General features: G+C 72.0%; 17 protein-coding genes. 11 read left to right on the top strand and 6 right to left on the bottom strand.

All coding sequences use genetic code 11. The features are described 5' to 3' along the window. The first annotated feature begins 3 nt into the window (after nucleotides 1-3). On the top strand, nucleotides 4-144 hold the full coding sequence (locus WMF11_RS03795; RefSeq protein WP_437976443.1) for a hypothetical protein: 141 nt from the start codon (nucleotides 4-6) through the stop codon (nucleotides 142-144). Nucleotides 145-154: 10 nt separating this feature from the next. Continuing rightward, nucleotides 155-580 (top strand): STAS/SEC14 domain-containing protein, encoded by a 426-nt coding sequence (locus tag WMF11_RS03800; RefSeq protein WP_437976444.1) that lies wholly within the window; start codon nucleotides 155-157, stop codon nucleotides 578-580. Between the two features lie 79 nt (nucleotides 581-659). Here WMF11_RS03800 and WMF11_RS03805 read toward each other — a convergent pair whose 3' ends face one another. Beyond that, the gene (locus WMF11_RS03805; protein WP_437976445.1) at nucleotides 660-1,505 is read right to left on the bottom strand and encodes a GFA family protein; all 846 of its coding nucleotides are present in this window, start codon (nucleotides 1,503-1,505) and stop codon (nucleotides 660-662) included. 142 nt (nucleotides 1,506-1,647) lie between these two features. Next, a complete protein-coding gene (gene bioA, locus WMF11_RS03810; RefSeq protein WP_437976446.1) occupies nucleotides 1,648-2,949 on the bottom strand; it encodes an adenosylmethionine--8-amino-7-oxononanoate transaminase in 1,302 nt (433 codons plus the stop codon). A 293-nt stretch (nucleotides 2,950-3,242) separates the two neighbouring features. Between bioA and WMF11_RS03815 the strand changes: the two genes are divergently transcribed. The 5 genes from WMF11_RS03815 (at nucleotide 3,243) to WMF11_RS03835 (ending at nucleotide 5,649) form a co-directional block, all read left to right on the top strand. Further along, nucleotides 3,243-4,094, top strand: a complete 852-nt coding sequence (locus tag WMF11_RS03815; RefSeq protein ID WP_437549552.1) for an alpha/beta fold hydrolase — start codon at nucleotides 3,243-3,245, stop codon at nucleotides 4,092-4,094. Between the two features lie 91 nt (nucleotides 4,095-4,185). After that, the gene (locus WMF11_RS03820) at nucleotides 4,186-4,557 is read left to right on the top strand and encodes an RNA polymerase sigma factor (protein ID WP_437976447.1); all 372 of its coding nucleotides are present in this window, start codon (nucleotides 4,186-4,188) and stop codon (nucleotides 4,555-4,557) included. A 38-nt stretch (nucleotides 4,558-4,595) separates the two neighbouring features. Next, nucleotides 4,596-4,943 carry an RNA polymerase sigma factor gene (locus WMF11_RS03825; protein WP_437976448.1) on the top strand — a complete coding sequence of 116 codons (348 nt, stop codon included), beginning with the start codon at nucleotides 4,596-4,598 and terminating at the stop codon, nucleotides 4,941-4,943. A 36-nt stretch (nucleotides 4,944-4,979) separates the two neighbouring features. Then, on the top strand, nucleotides 4,980-5,192 hold the full coding sequence (locus WMF11_RS03830; RefSeq protein WP_437976449.1) for an anti-sigma factor family protein: 213 nt from the start codon (nucleotides 4,980-4,982) through the stop codon (nucleotides 5,190-5,192). Between the two features lie 220 nt (nucleotides 5,193-5,412). Further along, nucleotides 5,413-5,649, top strand: a complete 237-nt coding sequence (locus WMF11_RS03835) for a DUF433 domain-containing protein (RefSeq protein WP_437976450.1) — start codon at nucleotides 5,413-5,415, stop codon at nucleotides 5,647-5,649. A gap of 407 nt (nucleotides 5,650-6,056) precedes the next feature. Here WMF11_RS03835 and WMF11_RS03840 read toward each other — a convergent pair whose 3' ends face one another. Beyond that, nucleotides 6,057-7,934, bottom strand: a complete 1,878-nt coding sequence (locus WMF11_RS03840; protein ID WP_437976451.1) for a DEAD/DEAH box helicase — start codon at nucleotides 7,932-7,934, stop codon at nucleotides 6,057-6,059. A gap of 79 nt (nucleotides 7,935-8,013) precedes the next feature. Beyond that, a complete protein-coding gene (locus tag WMF11_RS03845; protein ID WP_437549557.1) occupies nucleotides 8,014-8,460 on the bottom strand; it encodes a hypothetical protein in 447 nt (148 codons plus the stop codon). Between the two features lie 355 nt (nucleotides 8,461-8,815). On the opposite strand from WMF11_RS03845, the gene WMF11_RS03850 reads away from it, so the two are divergent. From WMF11_RS03850 to WMF11_RS03865, 4 genes are all read left to right on the top strand, one after another. After that, complete coding sequence (locus WMF11_RS03850) at nucleotides 8,816-10,375, top strand: dipeptidase (RefSeq protein ID WP_437976452.1); 1,560 nt, start codon at nucleotides 8,816-8,818, stop codon at nucleotides 10,373-10,375. 52 nt (nucleotides 10,376-10,427) lie between these two features. Continuing rightward, complete coding sequence (locus WMF11_RS03855) at nucleotides 10,428-12,698, top strand: hypothetical protein (RefSeq protein ID WP_437976453.1); 2,271 nt, start codon at nucleotides 10,428-10,430, stop codon at nucleotides 12,696-12,698. Nucleotides 12,699-12,826: 128 nt separating this feature from the next. Next, nucleotides 12,827-13,666 (top strand): inositol oxygenase family protein, encoded by an 840-nt coding sequence (locus tag WMF11_RS03860; protein ID WP_437976454.1) that lies wholly within the window; start codon nucleotides 12,827-12,829, stop codon nucleotides 13,664-13,666. Between the two features lie 404 nt (nucleotides 13,667-14,070). Next, nucleotides 14,071-14,703, top strand: a complete 633-nt coding sequence (locus tag WMF11_RS03865; RefSeq protein ID WP_437549562.1) for a MarC family protein — start codon at nucleotides 14,071-14,073, stop codon at nucleotides 14,701-14,703. Nucleotides 14,704-14,728: 25 nt separating this feature from the next. Here WMF11_RS03865 and WMF11_RS03870 read toward each other — a convergent pair whose 3' ends face one another. Both WMF11_RS03870 and WMF11_RS03875 read right to left on the bottom strand, forming a co-directional pair. Then, a complete protein-coding gene (locus WMF11_RS03870) occupies nucleotides 14,729-15,421 on the bottom strand; it encodes an STAS domain-containing protein (protein ID WP_437976455.1) in 693 nt (230 codons plus the stop codon). Further along, nucleotides 15,375-15,659, bottom strand: coding sequence for a PAS domain-containing protein (locus WMF11_RS03875; RefSeq protein WP_437976456.1), 285 nt, complete (start codon nucleotides 15,657-15,659; stop codon nucleotides 15,375-15,377). Before WMF11_RS03875 ends, WMF11_RS03870 begins: the two co-directional genes overlap by 47 nt. Between the last annotated feature and the right edge of the window lie 44 nt (nucleotides 15,660-15,703).

The following is a 15,703-nucleotide window of genomic DNA, read 5'->3' on the forward strand; positions in this document are numbered from 1 at the left end:
CCGGTGCACGCCGCCGCCGTCGTCGGGCTGTTCCTGCCGCTCCGGGCGAGCGCGGCCCGCTTCGGCGTCGGGCTCGCCTCGGACATCGAGCCGAGCCCGGCGGACCGTGAGAGTAGCCACCCCGCCGCGCGGTCGAGGCGCTAGCATGGGTGGCATGAGCGATCTCGGCCTCAACGACGTGAGCCCCGACGTTCGTGACGAGCCCGACGGCATCCTGCGGGTGGCGATCCACGGCGAGGTCACGGAAGACCGAGCGCGCGCTGTCCTCGGCGTGATCCGGCGCGTGGCGGAGAGCGGCCGCGACGTCCTGGTGCTCGCCGACATGCGCCACACGGGCCCCCTCTCGGCGCCGGCGCGCAAGGTGGTGACGGAAGGAGCGCGGGCAGCGCGCATCGATGCTGTCGCGATCATCGGAGCGAGCTATTCCCTGCGCGTCGTCTTGACCCTCCTCGCGAAGGGCGTGCAGATGATCACGGGACGGCATTACCCGCAGCAGCTCTTCGACACGGAGGGCGAGGCGCACACGTGGCTGCTCGCTCGGCGAGACGCGCTCCGGGCAGGGCGGCGCCCGGATGCCTGAGTGACCGCGCGTGCGCACGGGGTCGTTGCAGGACTGCTCGTACGGTGACGGTGCCGTGGCAGCTCGCGTGATGCCGTCGTCAGGCCTGGGGCGGGTACTCGGCGAACCGCGGCAGGTCGTCGGTGATCGGGAACCAGCTCGCCTTGGAGTCCACGAAGATGTGGGCTGCGGGGCGGATGCCGGGATCGGTGTCGAGCGTGCCCGCGGGCACCACGGCGAAGCCGCGCTCGGGTGACAGGCGGGGGGCCGCGCTGCCGCAGCGCTTGCAGAACGCGACGGTGAAGAACCGCGCGTCGGGCACCTTGTAACTCGCGATCTGCGCGTCGCCGTGGATCCAGCGGAAGCTGTCCAGGGCGACGAAGACGTTGGTCGCGTGCGCGGCGCTGCGCCCTAGGCGACAGCGCGTGCAGTGGCAGCTCACCATGCGGAGGGGCGTGCCATCGAACTCGAAGGCCACGTCGCCGCACAGACAGCTCCCCTGGGTGACACCCTCTTTCGGCGGGGCCGCTGGGCGCGAGACGACCGGCGCCTGCATCTCGGGCCGCCATTCCTCGAACTGCGGCAGGGAATCCGTGATCGTGTACCAGGGGGCCTTGGAGCCGACGAACTGGTGGAACTTCGGCTCGATCCCGAGATCGCCCTCCAGGTTGCCGGCATGGAGCACGGCGAGCTGCCTCTCGGGGAGGAGCATCGGCGTGGCCGAGCCGCAGGTGGCGCAGAAGGAGCGGCGGTCGCTCGCGCAGGAGGGGCGGATGGCGTCCTCGCCGGCGAGCCAGCGAAAGCCGGGCAGCGGCGCGACGACGGCCGTGGTGAACGCCGTGCCGTGGAACTTACGGCACATCGAGCAGTGACAGTTCAGCATGGTCTGGAACGGACCGTCGATCTCGAAGCGGACCGTTCCGCAAAGACATGCGCCCTTGGTCATGTTCGTACCTCCCGTCGTCGTGCGGGCTCCGTGTGCGCCGGAGCGATGGCTTGCGCGCGCACGCTAGCACGGCGGAGTTACCAGGCGGGCGTCCAGGTTCGATTCAAGGGCGCCCTTCACCCGAGGCGCGCCGTCCCGCGGCTCAGAGCCCCGACACCACGCCCACGATCGCTTCGCTGATCCGCGATAGGTCGGCTGGCTCGATGATGTAAGGCGGCATGGTATAGACCAGCTTCCCGAAAGGCCGTAACCAGACGCCGCGCTCCACGAACGCCGGCTGCACGCGCGCCGTGTCGACGGGCTGCTTGAGCTCGACAACGCCGATGGCGCCGAGCACGCGCACGTCGGCCACCGCGTCGAGCGCGCGGCACGGGGCGAGCTCGCGGCGGAGCTGCGCCTCGATGGCCGAGACGCGCGCGCGCCACGGCGAGGCGAGCAGGAGCCGGATGCTGGCCAGCGCGGCGCTGCAGGCGAGCGGATTGCCCATGTACGTCGGGCCGTGCATGAACACGCGCGGCTCGTTGCCCGCGATCGTCGCGGCCACGCGCTCCGTGCAGAGCGCGGCGGCCAGGGTCATCGTGCCGCCGGTGAGGGCCTTGCCGAGGCACATGATGTCCGGCGCGACGTCCGCGTGGTGGCACGCGAACAGCTCCCCGGTGCGGCCGAAGTTGGTCGCGATCTCGTCGAAGAGGAGCAGCACGCCGTGGCGGTCGCAGAGCGCGCGCAGCTCGCGCAGGTACTGCGGGTGGTAGAAGCGCATCCCGCCGGCGTTCTGGGCGATCGGCTCGAGGATCACGGCGGCGACCTCGTGCGCGTGCCGCTCGAGCAGCGCGGCCATGCTGCTCAGGGCGTCCGGCGACCAGGGCGCGTCGAACGCCGGCCCGGGCGCTTCCGCGAACAGGTGCTGCGCGAGCGCGCCGCGGAAGAGGTGGTGCATGCCGTTGACGGGATCGGTGGCCGCCATCGCGCCGAACGTGTCGCCGTGGTAGCCGGCGAGCGCGCTGATCAGGCGGCGCTTCTCGGGCCGCCCCTGCGCAATGAAGAACTGGAGAGCGAGCTTGATGGCCACCTCGACCGACACGGATCCGGAGTCGGCGAGGAAGACGCGCGTCAGCGGCTCGGGCGTGAGCGCCACCAGCGTTTCGCACAGCTCGACCGCGGGCGCGTGGGTGAGCCCGCCGAACATCACGTGGCTCATCCGCCCGAGCTGGGCGCTGATCGCCGCCGTCAGCGCCGGGTGCGCGTAGCCGTGGATGGCGGCCCACCAGGACGCCATGCCGTCGATGAGCTCGCGGCCGTCCGTCAGGGTGAGGCGAACGCCCTCCGCACGCTCGACCGCGAAGAGCGGCGCGCTCGAGATGGGCGCGGCGTACGGGTGCATCACGCAGCGGCGGTCGCGCGCGACGAGATCGTCTCCGCCAGGCAGGGCGCTCTCCGATGGCATGGCGAGGCGTCTAGCCCAGAACGCGCATCGCCACCAGGTCCGCCGGGCGCGCGGGTTGTCACCGCGCCTCCGCGCGCGGCGCCATCCCACTGGCGGACGCGGCTCCGGCCGCCTTCGGACGATTCCTTGATCGGGCTGTAACGTTCGGCCCCCCTCCGAGACTGTGCAGGTAGCGGGATAGCCGTCGCGGCGCCGGGGACACGCCCGGGCGCAGGGGCGCGCGCATCCATCGCACGTCGAAATACCGATGACGTCGCGCTCGAGGAGAGCCTCGCGACGATGAGGAGACATCCATGAACGGTCTGCTTCGCAAGGTCCTGCGGTCTGGCACCATGATCTCGGCCGCTGCGCTCATGTCGTCCGCGCTGCCCGGCTGCGGCGGCAGCGACACGGACGGGAGCACGGGGGGCGGCGGGCCCCAGGGCTCGGACAAGAACACGTATGTCCTCGTCCACGGCGCCTTCGTGGGCGCATGGGCATGGGACAAGGTGGTGCCGCTCCTCGAGGCCGGCGGCAACGAGGTGATCGCCCTCGATCTACCGGCTCACGGCGAGGACCAGACGCCCGTCGCGGACGCCGGCCTGGAGGCCTATACCGACGCCGTGGTGGAGGCCATCGACAGCGCCTCGCGCCCCGTGATCCTCGTCGGTCACAGCATGGGCGGCACCGTGGTGAGCCAGGCCGCCGAGCAGCGGCCCGACAAGGTGAAGAAGCTCGTCTACCTGACCGCCTTCCTGATGAAAGACGGCCAGTCGCTGAGCCAGGAGTGGGCCGACGACGAAGGGGCCGCGATCAAGGCGTACGCGGCCGCTTCGGAGGACGGCACGACGCTGACCTTCAAGGAGGGGTGGGCAGCGGACGCCTTCTGCCAGGATTGCTCTCCAGAGGACGTCGCGCGGCTCGAGAGCCACCTGCGCGAGGAGCCCGCGAAGCCGTTCGACGAGCCGATCCATGTCACGGAGGAGAGGTGGGGGAGGGTCCCCCGGGTCTACATCGAGGCGCTCAAGGATCTCGCCATCAGCCCTGCAGAGCAGAAGCAGCAGTACACGGCGTTGCCCTGCGAGAAGGTCATCTCGATCGACGCGGGCCACGCCCCCTTCCTGACGAAGCCGAAGGAGGTCGCGGACGCGCTGAGATCGCTCTGACCGGGGCGCCGGCCGTCGTCGTCCGCGGGGCGAGCCGCCCCGGATCCGCGTCGATTGATGCGGGGCTCGGCGGCGTGATACCCTGCTCCGCGTGTCCCATGACCCCTCGGCCGCCGCCGACGGCAAACAGGCCGCAACGGCGCAGCGCGCATCGGCCGAGATAGGCCCGCTCCTCGCGCCCGCCGCGCCCACCGCGCCCGCCGCGCCGGGCAACGCGGCTGCGCCCGGCTGCGCGGCGCCGGCGGACGACATCGCGCTCGTCGGCCGGCTGCTCGCGGGGGACGAGCAGGCCTTCGAGCAGCTCGTGACCCAGCTCCACACACCCATGCTCCGGCTCGCCCGCGCGGTCGCCGGCCCCGCCGGCGCGCAGGAGGTCGTCCAGGACACCTGGGCGGCGGTCTTCGATGGGCTCGTGCGCTTCGAGGGGCGCTCCGCGCTGAAGAATGGGTGTTCAGGATCCTGACGAACCGCGCCAGGACGTGGGGCGCTCGAGAGAAGCGCATGGTCCCTGTCTCCTGGCTGGAGGACGGGGATCACGGCGGCGAGCCGGCGGTCGATCCGGCCCGATTCGACAGCATCGGTGACTGGGCGACTCCGCCTGTTCCGTGGACGGAGCAGAGCCCGGAGGTGCTCTTGCTGCGCAAGGAGATAGGGGCCGTGCTTCAGCGAGAGCTCGAGACGCTGGCGCCTGGACAGCGTGCGGTGGTCCTCTTGCGCGACGTGGAGGGGTGTCCGTCCGACGAGGTCTGCGAGATCCTGGGTATCGGCGAGGCGAACCAGCGGGTCCTCCTGCACCGTGGCCGATCGAAGCTCAGGGCCGCGCTCGAGCGCTACATGACGAGGGGGTGAGCGCGCATGATCGTCACGTGCTGTCAGCTGACCGAGATGATCACCGACAGAAGCGAGGGGAAGCTGTCCTCCGAGCAGGAGGAGGGCTGCGCGCGGCACCTCGCGTGGTGCGACAGGTGCCGCACCTACCTGAAGCAGATGGATCTGACGATCGACGCGCTCCAGGGGCTCCCGGGTGAGCCGCTGCACGACGACGTCCGCGCTACGCTGTTCGCCCAGTTCCAGCGGCGGAAGACCACCGCCGACTGAGCCTGGCGTCCCGGGGGGGCGGTGGCGCTCAGGCCCGGGGGGCGGCGCCGCGGGGGGGCCATGCCCGCGTTGCTGTGAGCATGAAACGCGCCGCTACCGCCACCGCGACCGGCCGCGGCAGCTTGGGCGCCGGCCGTGCCCGCCCGGCGGTGCGGTCGCGCATTCACCGAGAAAGCAACTGACGGGAGCGAGGAGCCGACGATGAGGTAGCCTCGCCAGCATGCCGACGGAGCTGCTGGAACGGATCACGCACGACCCCGCGGTGATGGGGGGCCGGCCCTGCATCCGAGGGATGAGGGTGACGGTGGGCACCATGCTGGGACTGCTGGCTGCGGGGCACCCGGTCGAGGAGGTGCTCGAGCTCTATCCCTACCTCGAGAGGGATGACGTGATGGCGGCGCTCTCTTATGCGGCATGGCGTGTCGAGGAGGTCGAGCTCCCGCTGAAGGCTTCATGAAAGTTCTGGTGGACATGAACCTCTCGCCGACCTGGGCACCGTTCCTGAAGGGCGAAGGGATAGAGGCCGTTCACTGGTCTGCAGTCGGCGACCCTCGAGCACTGTCACCGTCGATGGGACGACGACGCGGGTCCGGATCCTACCGATTCGAAGGGCAACGAAAGGCCACGGCTAACATTGCCGCATCGGAGACCCTTTCCCGCGATCTCACCGTCCTCGGTACACGCGGGCTGGCCATCCGCGGCTGATAACGACGCGAAGCGGCGCGGCGCGCGAACCGCCAGGGACACACAGTGAGGGCTGCCAGGGACGCTTGGAGCGCCGCCAGGAACAAAAAGCTGTCGTGATGACGAACCGCTTCTCCGGCTCTCCAGCGGAGCAGACGCCAGCGCTGGCTGTCATGGAGCTCAGGCCCGTGGGCGACGCCGCGGGGGCGCCATGCCCGCCGCGCCGTTCCGGGTCTCGGATGAGCCGGCGCGCGGCTCGGCCTCGGCCGTCCCGCCTCGGGCCTCGGCCGCCCCGCCTCGCGCCTCGCGGGACCCCGCGTCGTCCCGGCGGACCTGGACCTTGCGGCCCTTCAGCCGTGTGGCGCGCAGCGCCTCGATGACGGCGTCGGCCGCGTCGGCCGGGACCTCCACCGTGGAGAAGCCGTCGGCGATCTCGATGGCGCCGATGTCGCGGGAGCTCAGCGACGCCTCGTTCGCGATGGCGCCGACCAGATCGGCCGGCCGGATGCCCGCGGCGCGCCCCGCGCTGACGTACAGCCGGGCGACGTTGCCGTCGGTCTCCCGCCCCTCTCGCGTCTCCCGCCGCGGCCGCGCCTGCGCCTCGCCCGGGCGCCCGCGCGGCCCCGCGGGCCCGCGCGGCGCGCGGTCGTCGCGGGCGCGCTCCGGCCCGCGCGGAGGCGGCCGGAACGACGGGATCTCCGCCTCGTCCTCCTCCCGGTCCCCCTCCGTCGCGTCGTGGGCGAGCTTCACCGCCGCCGCCGCGATGTCCATCACGTCGAACTCGTCGGCGAGCGCCTCGACCACGACCCGGAACCGCTCGGCGCCGCCCTCGATGAGCGCCTCCCGCAGCGAGGCGCGCGTCAGCTCCAGGCGCCGCGCGCGCAGGTCGGCCACGGTCGGGAGGGTGGCGGCCTCGATGCGCTGCCCGGTGAGCCGCTCGACGTTGCGGATCAGGTAGTGCTCGCGCGGCTCGACAAGCGTGATCGCAGCGCCCTCGCGGCCGGCGCGCCCCGTGCGGCCGATGCGGTGGACGTACACCTCGGGGGCGCAGGGGACGTCGTAGTTGATGACGTGCGAGACATGCTCGATGTCGAGCCCCCGCGCCGCGACGTCGGTGGCGACGAGCAGCTCGGCCGTGCCGGCGCGGAAGCGGGCCATCACGCGATCGCGGTGCTCCTGCGAGAACCCGCCGTGGAGCGCCTGGGCCTCGTAGCCGCGGGCGCGCAGCGCCTCGGTCAGCTCGTCGACCTCGTTGCGGGTGCGGCAGAAGAGGATGGCCGACGACGGGTCCTCCATGTCGAGCACCCGGGTGAGCGCGGCGGACTTGTGCGCCCGCGGCACGATGTACGCCGTCTGGCGGACGCGGGGGAGCTCGCCGGGGGCCGCCTTCTCGCCCGCGATCTTGACCCGCACCGGCTCGCGCAGGTGCCGGCCGGCGATCGCGGCGATCCGCGGGGGCAGCGTCGCGGAGAAGAGCACGGTCTGCCGCGCCGCCGGCGTGGCGGAGAGGATCTCCTCCAGCGCCTCGGCGAAGCCCATGTCGAGCATCTCGTCGGCCTCGTCGAGCACGACGGTGCGGATGCCGTCGAGCGCGAGCGTGCCGCGCCCGATGTGGTCGAGCGTCCGGCCCGGCGTGGCCACGATGACGTGGACCCCGCGGCGGAGCGCGCGCAGCTGCTGCCCGAACGGCTGGCCGCCGTACACGGACAGCACCTGCACGCCGAGCCGGCGGCCGTAGCGGTGCATCGCCTCGGCCACCTGCATCGCCAGCTCGCGGGTCGGCACGAGCACGAGCGCCTGGGGGGGGCCGGGCGGCTCGCCGCCGATCTGGAGGCGCTGGAGCAGCGGCAGCGCGAACGCGGCCGTCTTCCCGGTCCCGGTGGCGGCCTGCCCCAGCAGGTCGCGCCCGGTCAGGAGGTGGGGGATCGCCTCGCGCTGGATCGGCGTGGGCTCCTCGTAACCGAGCTGGGCGAGCACGTCGAGGAGGGCAGGCGCGATGCCGAGCGCGGCGAAGCTGGCGGACGAGGGGGTCGTCTCCACAGGGGTTCCCCATGTCATGGTCGCGCGCCAGCGCCGTTGCAACCTGGCATTCACCGCGGGGCGCAGCGCGCGCGGCAGGCGAGCCCCGCTGCCCCGATCAGCCGAGCTTCGCGGCGAGGGCGCGGTACCGCTCCGGCAGGCGCGCGGCGTCCAGCCGGCCGAGGAGCGCGCGCGCGGCCTCCTGCGCGCGGGGGCTGCCCTCGGGCGCGCGGCTCACCGCCTCGAGGTAGAGCTCGAGCGCGCGCCTGCGCTCCGCGAGCGCCGGCGCGGCCCGGCCCCGGAGCTCGAGGATCTCGGCCTGCTCCGCGCAGAGCGCCGCGTACGCGCCGATCTTCTCGTGGTCGCCGAGCAGGGTGGCCGCGCCCGCGGCGTCGAGCCGGTCGAGCATGTCCCGCATCGGGCCGAAGAGCCCGTCGGCGGTGGTGCGGACGAGCAGCTCCGCCTCGTCGAGCTGGCCGGCGCGCCGGAGCCCGGCGATCCGGCCGATGGCCTCGGCCAGCTGCTCGATCATGCGGAGGAGGTAATCGCGCTGTCGGAGCGACATCGGGTCTTCCGTTCGAGTCTAGAGCGCCGAACACGTCGATCGAGCGAGAAATGAGCCGCCTGCCGCCAAGAACAGAGCACTCTCTCGGCGTCCCTGGCGCCTCGGCGGCTCAAGACCCTGCTCTTTTCCGGGGTTTCGACCCGTTGGTTGCTCTGGCCGATCGCGGCTCCGCGGCGCGCGCCGGCGGCACCAGCCTTGCTCCACCGGTGGCTCACAACGGGGGTCATCAAGGCATAGGGGCCACCTGGACCGATATGTCGGCGCCCAGCGGCGGTGCTGCCTCGCCTCTCCGGCGCACGATCCTGCCACCTTCATGGCTGGCTTTCCCGCCGAGCTCGCATGGTACGATCCGGTCATGCGCACTTCGCCAATGCTCGCGCTGCTCGCCGCCGCGTCGCTCGCGGCCTGCGTTCGTTCCCCCGCGCCCGCGGCGGCGCCCGATGTCTTCGCGCCGTCCGCCGCCGACGTCGGGCCCTGGTACACGTCGGCGCCCGACCTCACGGCGACCCCACCGGGGCTCGAGACGCCGGAGCAGCGGGCCGCGCGGCTGCAAGCCAAGGCGATCCTCGTGGATGGCCACAGCGGCGTGCCCTCGCTGCTCCTCGGCGGCTCGTTCGCGCAGGTGAGCTCGGACGACGAGCTGATGGCCGCGGAGGTCGCCAGGAACAAGGCGGCGGGCGTCACCGGCGCGTTCTTCCCGATCCACGTCGGCGCGCCCGCGCCGCCTTCGTCCTCGCGGCTCGGCGGCAGCGCCGCGCGCCGCGCGCTCGATCTCATCGAAGCGACCCACCGTCAGATCGAGCGCCACCGCGAGACGCTGATGCTCGTGCGCGACGCGAAAGACGTGCGCCGCGCCGAGCGCGAAGGCAGGATCGCCGTGATCATGGGCATCGAGGGCGGGCACGCCATCGAGAACTCCCTGCCTGCGCTGCGCTCGTTCTATCGCCTCGGCGTCCGCACCATGGCGCTCACGCACATGACCACGAACGACTGGGCAGGCTCCGCGGGAGGCGCGCTCGATCCCGGGTACGTCCGCGACCGCGGCCTCTCCCCCTTCGGTGAGGCCGTGGTCCGCGAGATGCAACGGATCGGCATGCTTGTCGACGTCTCGCATGGATCGGACAGCACGTTCCAGGGCGTCATGAAGGTGGCCAGGGCGCCGATCATCACCTCTTCCACGATGCCCGCCGCCGGCCACCGCCGCCGCGACCTCGACGATTACATGCTGCGCGCGATCGCGGAGAACGGCGGCCTCGTCATGGTGAACTCCTGGGCGCTCTTCCTGGACGAGGCATATGCCGAGCAGTCGGCGCGCTTCGCGCAGAAGTACGGGGCGCACCTCAAGGAGCTCGGCGAGAGGCTCCCGGGCGACACGAAGGCGCTCCGCGAGGAGATCGAGAAGCTCAGGACCCAGGAGGGGCAGAAGACGCCGCCGCTGTGGCGGATCATCGACCATATCGATCACGTGGTGAAGATCGCGGGGATCGAGCATGTCGCCCTCGGCTCCGTCTTCGAGGGGAGCGAGGCGCTCAAGGAGGGGCTCGCAGGCAGCGCCGGGGCCCCGAACCTCACGCTGGAGCTCATCCGTCGCGGCTACTCGGATGCGGACATCCTCCGTCTGATGGGCGGGAACTTCGTGCGGGTCCTCGAGCACGCCGAGGCCTATGCAGCCGCGACGGAGACAACGCTGTCCGGGGATGGCAGCACGCAGCAGCTCAGCGCGGCCGAGCTGGGCGATCCGCCGGGGCAGCCCCTGATGCCGGCGCCCCCGCCGCCGGCGCCCCCGCCGTCGTGGGGGCCGATGTCGCGGGGGGTTGTCCCGCCGCCCTCGCCGTCGCCGCAACGACCGGTAGCGCAGCCCTCGAAGGCCGGAGCGCCGGCGTCTCCGTATTCGGAGCTCCGGACGTCGCGGTAGCCTCTCGCCGTCGACAGGAGGTCGCGCCGGGTCTACGGTGGCGATCCCCGGGATGCGAACGGCGGCGCGACCCCTGACCCGGCTGCGAACCTCCACGCTTCCGGCGGCGCTCGCCGCCTGTGTGCTCGGCGGCGCGTGCGCGGGGGAGGCGCCGCCGGGCGGCCACGGCGGCGGCGGCCAGGGCGCGGGCGCGCACCCGGTGACGGCGACCACGTACGTGAGCGCGGCCACGGGCTTTGGAGGCGCCCTGGAGGAGCTGCCGCGTGTGTTCACGGTGACCGGCGTCGTCACCGACGGCGCGGCGCCGCTCGAGGGCGCCATCGTGATGCAGGCCGGCGGGGAGCCGGCCCTCGTGACCGGCCCGGACGGCGCGTTCTCCATCGAGATCACGCGGGACATCCCGGGCCAGCCGACCGTTGTCGCGGCGAAGATCGGATACCGGACGGACGGTATCGAATTCGAGGTCGTCCCCGACGGGCCGGCGGAGATCGCCCTTCGCCGCGCGTCGCCGCCGGACAACGCGCTCGGCTACACCTACGGCGATCCGGGCGACGGCGACCCGCACAACTCGACGCGGTTCTGCGATCACTGCCACACGACGCTCGTGGCCCAGTTCCTCGAGTCGGGGCACGCGCGGTCGGCCAGGAATCCGCTCCTCCAGGCCATCTACGCCGGGGTCTCGATGGCCCACACGGACGAGGCCTCGTGCGGCGCCGCGGGCGGGCGCTGGAAGGCCGGACGCGTCCCTGGCAGCGAGGGGGGCGCTGCGATGCGGTGTTATCTCGGGAGCGGCGTGCTGCCGGATCTCAATCCCTCGTGCGGCGGGGAAGCGCAGCCCTCGTGCGACGATCCCGCGCTGCCCGAGGCCGTGCGCCCGGCGGCGTTCGGCGCGTGCGCCGACTGCCACGCTGCGGGGATCGACGGCCCCGCGGGCGGGCGAGACCTCCTCGAGGCCACCGGCATCGCGTTCGAGAAGGGCGACCACTGCGACGCTTGCCACAAGATCCGCGACGTCGATCTGAGCAAGCCGCCCGGGGTCGCCGGGGCCCTGATCGTCCAGCGCCCGCAGGAGAGGAGCTCGCCCGATCCCTCGTCGAGGCTCCTGGAGGTGATGTTCGGCCCGCGGCCGGACGTGCCGAACAGGTTCATGGGCGGCAGCTACCAGCCGAAGTTCTCGGCCTCGGAGTTCTGCGGCGGCTGCCACGAGCAGAAGCAGGCGGCGCTCCTGCCGGGCGCGGCGCTCGATCCGGTCCGCTGGCCAGACGGGCTCCCGATCCATCAGACGTTCTCCGAGTGGGCCGCGAGCTCCTGGAACCGCCCGGCCACGCAATGCCAGGCCTGCCACATGCCAGGGGTCCTCTCGCTGAAGAGCAGCCTCGACGTGACGAACGAGGCGAACGCGAGCGTCTCGCTCGGCTTCGTCCGCCCGGCGGGGACGGTCCGCTCCCATATTTTCCGGGGCCCGCTGGAGGGGTCCCCGCGGCTCATCCGGGGCGCGGTCGACGTCCGCATCGACGCATCAACGGCGTCGGGCGAGCTCGCGGTCACGGTCTCCCTGGCCGGAGGCGCGGCGGGCCACGCCGTTCCGACCGGGGAGCCGATGCGCGCGCTCGTGCTGCTCGTCGCGGCGGAGGCGTGCCGCGCGCCCCTTTCGCCGTCGAGCGGCATGACGGTGAACGACACCGGGGGCGCGCTCGCGGAGGCGCGCGTGGGCCAGGGCGCGGCCCTGACGGGCGCCCAGCTCGCCTGGGACGAGGGCGCGGCGCGCGCGAGGGCGGGCGACGTGGTGCGGATCGTCCGCCCGACCGGAGTCTACGACGATTACACCGGCATCGGCCGCTTCGCGGACCCGTCGCTCGACGCCGCGGACAAGGGCCTCGAGGTCCGCGCGCCGGTCGGCGAGGCGCGGGTGGTCGCGGCGGACGGCGGCGTGATCACCCTGAGCGGCGCGATCCCCGCGCAGGACGGGGATATCGTCTACCTCGGCGCGCCCCTCGCCGCTGCGCCCGCCGACGGCCAGCCCGCCGCCGCGTTCGCCGGCGCCGCGGGGTATACCTTCGCCAAGGTGCTCGTCGATCCGGCGGGCGCGCGGCACGCGCCGCAGCACCGCGCCGTCGATATCGCCAGCGACAACCGCATCGCGCCGGGGAGCGTCGCGGTGACGTCGCACGGCTTCGCGATCCCCGCGGGCTGCTCGGCGACCGCGAACGTCACCGCCACGCTGCTCTACCGGCCGGTCCCGCTCGCCCTCGCGAAGGAGCGCGGGGCCTTCGCGCGCGATTACCTGGTCGTCTCGGCGTCCTCGCCGGTGCCGCTCGACTGAGCGACAACGTAAACGTTGGTGACCCGCAGCACCGCGAGCCGATCGCGCGGATCGTACTTGCCGTTCCGATATCGTGCTGGTCTCAGGCGCTGGCGCTGGATTGGGGGGGTACGCTATGGGCCTGAGCGATGAGCGAGAAGCGTGAGCAGACGTCGGGTGTGGAGGGGAGCGCCGCGCGCGCAGCAGCGGAAAAGAGGGAAATTTCGGCGTTCCGCGATTACCGCGAGGACGCGCGGCCGAGCGTGAAGGAGCTCTACCGCCTGAACCACGAGGGGCAGACGCTCGCCTTCGTGCAGGAGAAAGAGCGGCAGTACCTCGGCCTCGACCGGCGCCGGATGGGCATGTGGGAGGCGCTCGAGCTGCTCGATCGGGTGGTCGACGACAGCGATCCAGACACGGAGCTGTCGCAGATCGCACATGCGCTCCAGTCCGCGGAGGCGGCGCGGCGGGACGGGCAGCCGCGGTGGTTCGTGCTGACCGCGCTGATCCACGACGCCGGGAAGATCCTGTGCACGTGGGGCGAGCCGCAATGGGCCGTGGTGGGCGACACCTTCCCGGTGGGCTGTGCGACCTCGGACCGGATCGTCTTCCCCGAGCTCTTCGCGCGGAACCCGGACATGGCCAACCCGGTGTACCAGACGCCATGCGGGATTTACGAGGAGGGCGCGGGGCTCTCCCGGATACACATGTCGTGGGGGCACGACGAGTACCTCTATCATGTGGTGAAGGACCACCTGCCGCTCGAGGCGCTCGCCATGATCCGATATCACTCGTTCTACGCGGCGCACCGCGAGGGCGCGTACGGGCACCTGATGAACGAGCAAGATCGGCGGATGATGGAATGGGTGCGGCGCTTCAACCCGTACGATCTGTACTCGAAGGCCGATGCCCCGCCGGACGTTGAGCGGCTGAAGCCGTTTTACAAGGACCTGATCGCGGAGTTCCTGCCGGACGAGCTCCGCTGGTGAGGGGCTTTGACGGATGAAGCGAGCGGACGGGCAGGCGTGAGCCCATGGAGATCCTGCTCGTCCCATCCTGCTCGTCTCCGGGGGCCTACGAGGCACACCGCGGAGCTACCGCGCCTCATCCAGGACGATAGACCAACGCTGGTGGGGGTATCCGGGAATTGGGCCCGACCGACGCCCCAAGCTTGCTCACCCCTCCGGTGCTGTCGCCAGATCGAGCCGCCGCCCGATCGCGTCGTGCCGAGGGGATGCGATCCGTGGTCACGTCCCACCGAAGTCCCGTGGGATCCGACGGATCACGCCGGTTCGCTACCGCACCATCGTCCCTCGCGGCGCTGTTCTGGCGCGGCCGCCCGGGATGTGGGAGATGCGCCTGGCCCGCGGGGGCCGCGACGCATCCGATGAGCATGGCCCATTACGTCTCGGTCTTCCTCGTGTCGCTGTCGGCGATCTTCTTCGTCGTGGATCCGCTCGGCATCGTGCCGCTGTTCCTGACGATGACCGCGGGCGATCCGCCGGAGAAGGTGCGGCGCACGGCGCGGCGGGCGTGCGCCGTCGCCGGCGGGCTCATGCTGTTCTTCGCCCTCTTCGGCGGCGTCGTCTTCAAGGTCTTCGGCGTCTCGCTGGCCGCGTTCCGCGTCGCGGGCGGGCTGCTCTTGCTCGTCACGGCGCTCGACATGCTGCGCGCCCGCTCCTCGGCGACGCGCACCACCCCGTCCGAGGAGCAGGAGGGCATCGCGAAGGAGGACGTGGCGCTCGTGCCCCTGGCCATGCCGCTCCTCGCCGGGCCGGGCGCCCTGGCCACGGTGATGGTGCTGATGGCGCGCGAGGGCAACGACCCCGTGGCCATGGGGCTGGTGCTCGCCGGCGTGGCCATCACCTTCGTGGCCTCCTACTTCGTGCTCCGCGGCGCGGGGCTCGTGCAGCGGGCGCTCAAGGCGTCCGGAATGGCCGTGCTCGAGCGCGTCATGGGCCTCATCCTGGCCGCCATCGCCGTGCAGTTCATGGCCGACGGGGTGAAGGAGCTCTGGCACGGGTGACGCGCGTCCGGCGTTGCCCGGCGCGTCAGTTGAGCGGGCCCGCGCGCCGCGGCGCCTGCTTCATGACGAGGACGAGCGCGTCGCGGAGCCGCGCGAAGGTGGATACCCGCGACATGTCCACGCCGTCCACGAGGAGGCCGCGCGCCACGTCGGGCCGGATGCCCACGATGATCCCCCTCGCCCCGAGGAGCTCCACCGCGCGGACCAGCGACAGAAGGGTGTTCCCGAGCGAGGCGTCGATGGAGTCGACGCCTGTCAGATCGATGATCACCACCCTGCAATGGGTGTTCGACACCGCGCCGAGGAGCCCCTGCATCATCTGGTCCGCCCGGTAGAGATCGACCGCTCCGAGCACCGGCATCATCAGCACGCCCTCCCAGACCTGGATGATCGGCGCCGACAGCGTGCGGATCGTCGCCTGCTGCTCCGCGTTGACGGCCCTCGTGCGCGAGAGCTCCTGCGCGAGGTCGTCGAGCCGCCTCAGGTTGCTCGCCGCGACAGCCTGGGCGATCTGGACGAGCTCCTCCCGCTCCCTCAGCGCATCCCCGAGCTCCCCCAGCGCCGCCGCGATCGCGCCGAGATCGTCGCCAGGGTCCGATCCCTCGGCGAGCGCTGCGTCCGCGTCTCCCTCCTTGAGCTGCTCGATGTAGCGTAGGATCGCCTGCGCCCGCTCACCCGGCACGACGCCCCCGGAGCATCTCGCTCTTGAGCTGCTCATCGACCGTCTCCGAGATACCGGTGCCCGCGAGCGAGCAGAGGATCTGGTCTATCACGTCCTTGTCGACGTGGAAGTCGGCGACGTGTCGATTGATGTACTCCTCGCGCGTATAACCGAGGAGCTCGAGCTCGAGCTTGTTCGCCCACAGGATCTTGCCGTTCGCGTCCACCAGGTGGACACCGAGCGAAGCGTTGTCCAGGACGTCATGCCAGTCTTCCACGCGGTCCTTCGTCCCCATCGCCACTCTCCCCCGGTCGTGCTTCGACCTTGACTTGTCCGGCC

This window comes from Sorangium sp. So ce295 (assembly GCF_051527405.1).
Lineage (GTDB): Bacteria > Myxococcota_A > Polyangia > Polyangiales > Polyangiaceae > Sorangium > Sorangium cellulosum_B.

Bases quoted from the DNA above. Each gene is read 5' to 3' on its own strand.
- WMF11_RS03805 (WP_437976445.1), bottom strand. From the start codon at position 1,505: ATGACCAAGGGCGCATGTCTTTGCGGAACGGTCCGCTTCGAGATCGAC.
- WMF11_RS03870 (WP_437976455.1), bottom strand. From the start codon at position 15,421: ATGAGCAGCTCAAGAGCGAGATGCTCCGGGGGCGTCGTGCCGGGTGAG.
- WMF11_RS03840 (WP_437976451.1), bottom strand. From the start codon at position 7,934: ATGACATGGGGAACCCCTGTGGAGACGACCCCCTCGTCCGCCAGCTTC.
- WMF11_RS03830 (WP_437976449.1), top strand. From the start codon at position 4,980: ATGATCACCGACAGAAGCGAGGGGAAGCTGTCCTCCGAGCAGGAGGAG.
- WMF11_RS03845 (WP_437549557.1), bottom strand. From the start codon at position 8,460: ATGTCGCTCCGACAGCGCGATTACCTCCTCCGCATGATCGAGCAGCTG.
- WMF11_RS03800 (WP_437976444.1), top strand. From the start codon at position 155: ATGAGCGATCTCGGCCTCAACGACGTGAGCCCCGACGTTCGTGACGAG.
- WMF11_RS03875 (WP_437976456.1), bottom strand. From the start codon at position 15,659: ATGGGGACGAAGGACCGCGTGGAAGACTGGCATGACGTCCTGGACAAC.
- WMF11_RS03835 (WP_437976450.1), top strand. From the start codon at position 5,413: ATGCCGACGGAGCTGCTGGAACGGATCACGCACGACCCCGCGGTGATG.
- WMF11_RS03850 (WP_437976452.1), top strand. From the start codon at position 8,816: ATGCGCACTTCGCCAATGCTCGCGCTGCTCGCCGCCGCGTCGCTCGCG.
- WMF11_RS03855 (WP_437976453.1), top strand. From the start codon at position 10,428: ATGCGAACGGCGGCGCGACCCCTGACCCGGCTGCGAACCTCCACGCTT.
- WMF11_RS03865 (WP_437549562.1), top strand. From the start codon at position 14,071: ATGGCCCATTACGTCTCGGTCTTCCTCGTGTCGCTGTCGGCGATCTTC.
- WMF11_RS03815 (WP_437549552.1), top strand. From the start codon at position 3,243: ATGAACGGTCTGCTTCGCAAGGTCCTGCGGTCTGGCACCATGATCTCG.
- bioA (WP_437976446.1), bottom strand. From the start codon at position 2,949: ATGCCATCGGAGAGCGCCCTGCCTGGCGGAGACGATCTCGTCGCGCGC.
- WMF11_RS03825 (WP_437976448.1), top strand. From the start codon at position 4,596: ATGGTCCCTGTCTCCTGGCTGGAGGACGGGGATCACGGCGGCGAGCCG.
- WMF11_RS03860 (WP_437976454.1), top strand. From the start codon at position 12,827: ATGAGCGAGAAGCGTGAGCAGACGTCGGGTGTGGAGGGGAGCGCCGCG.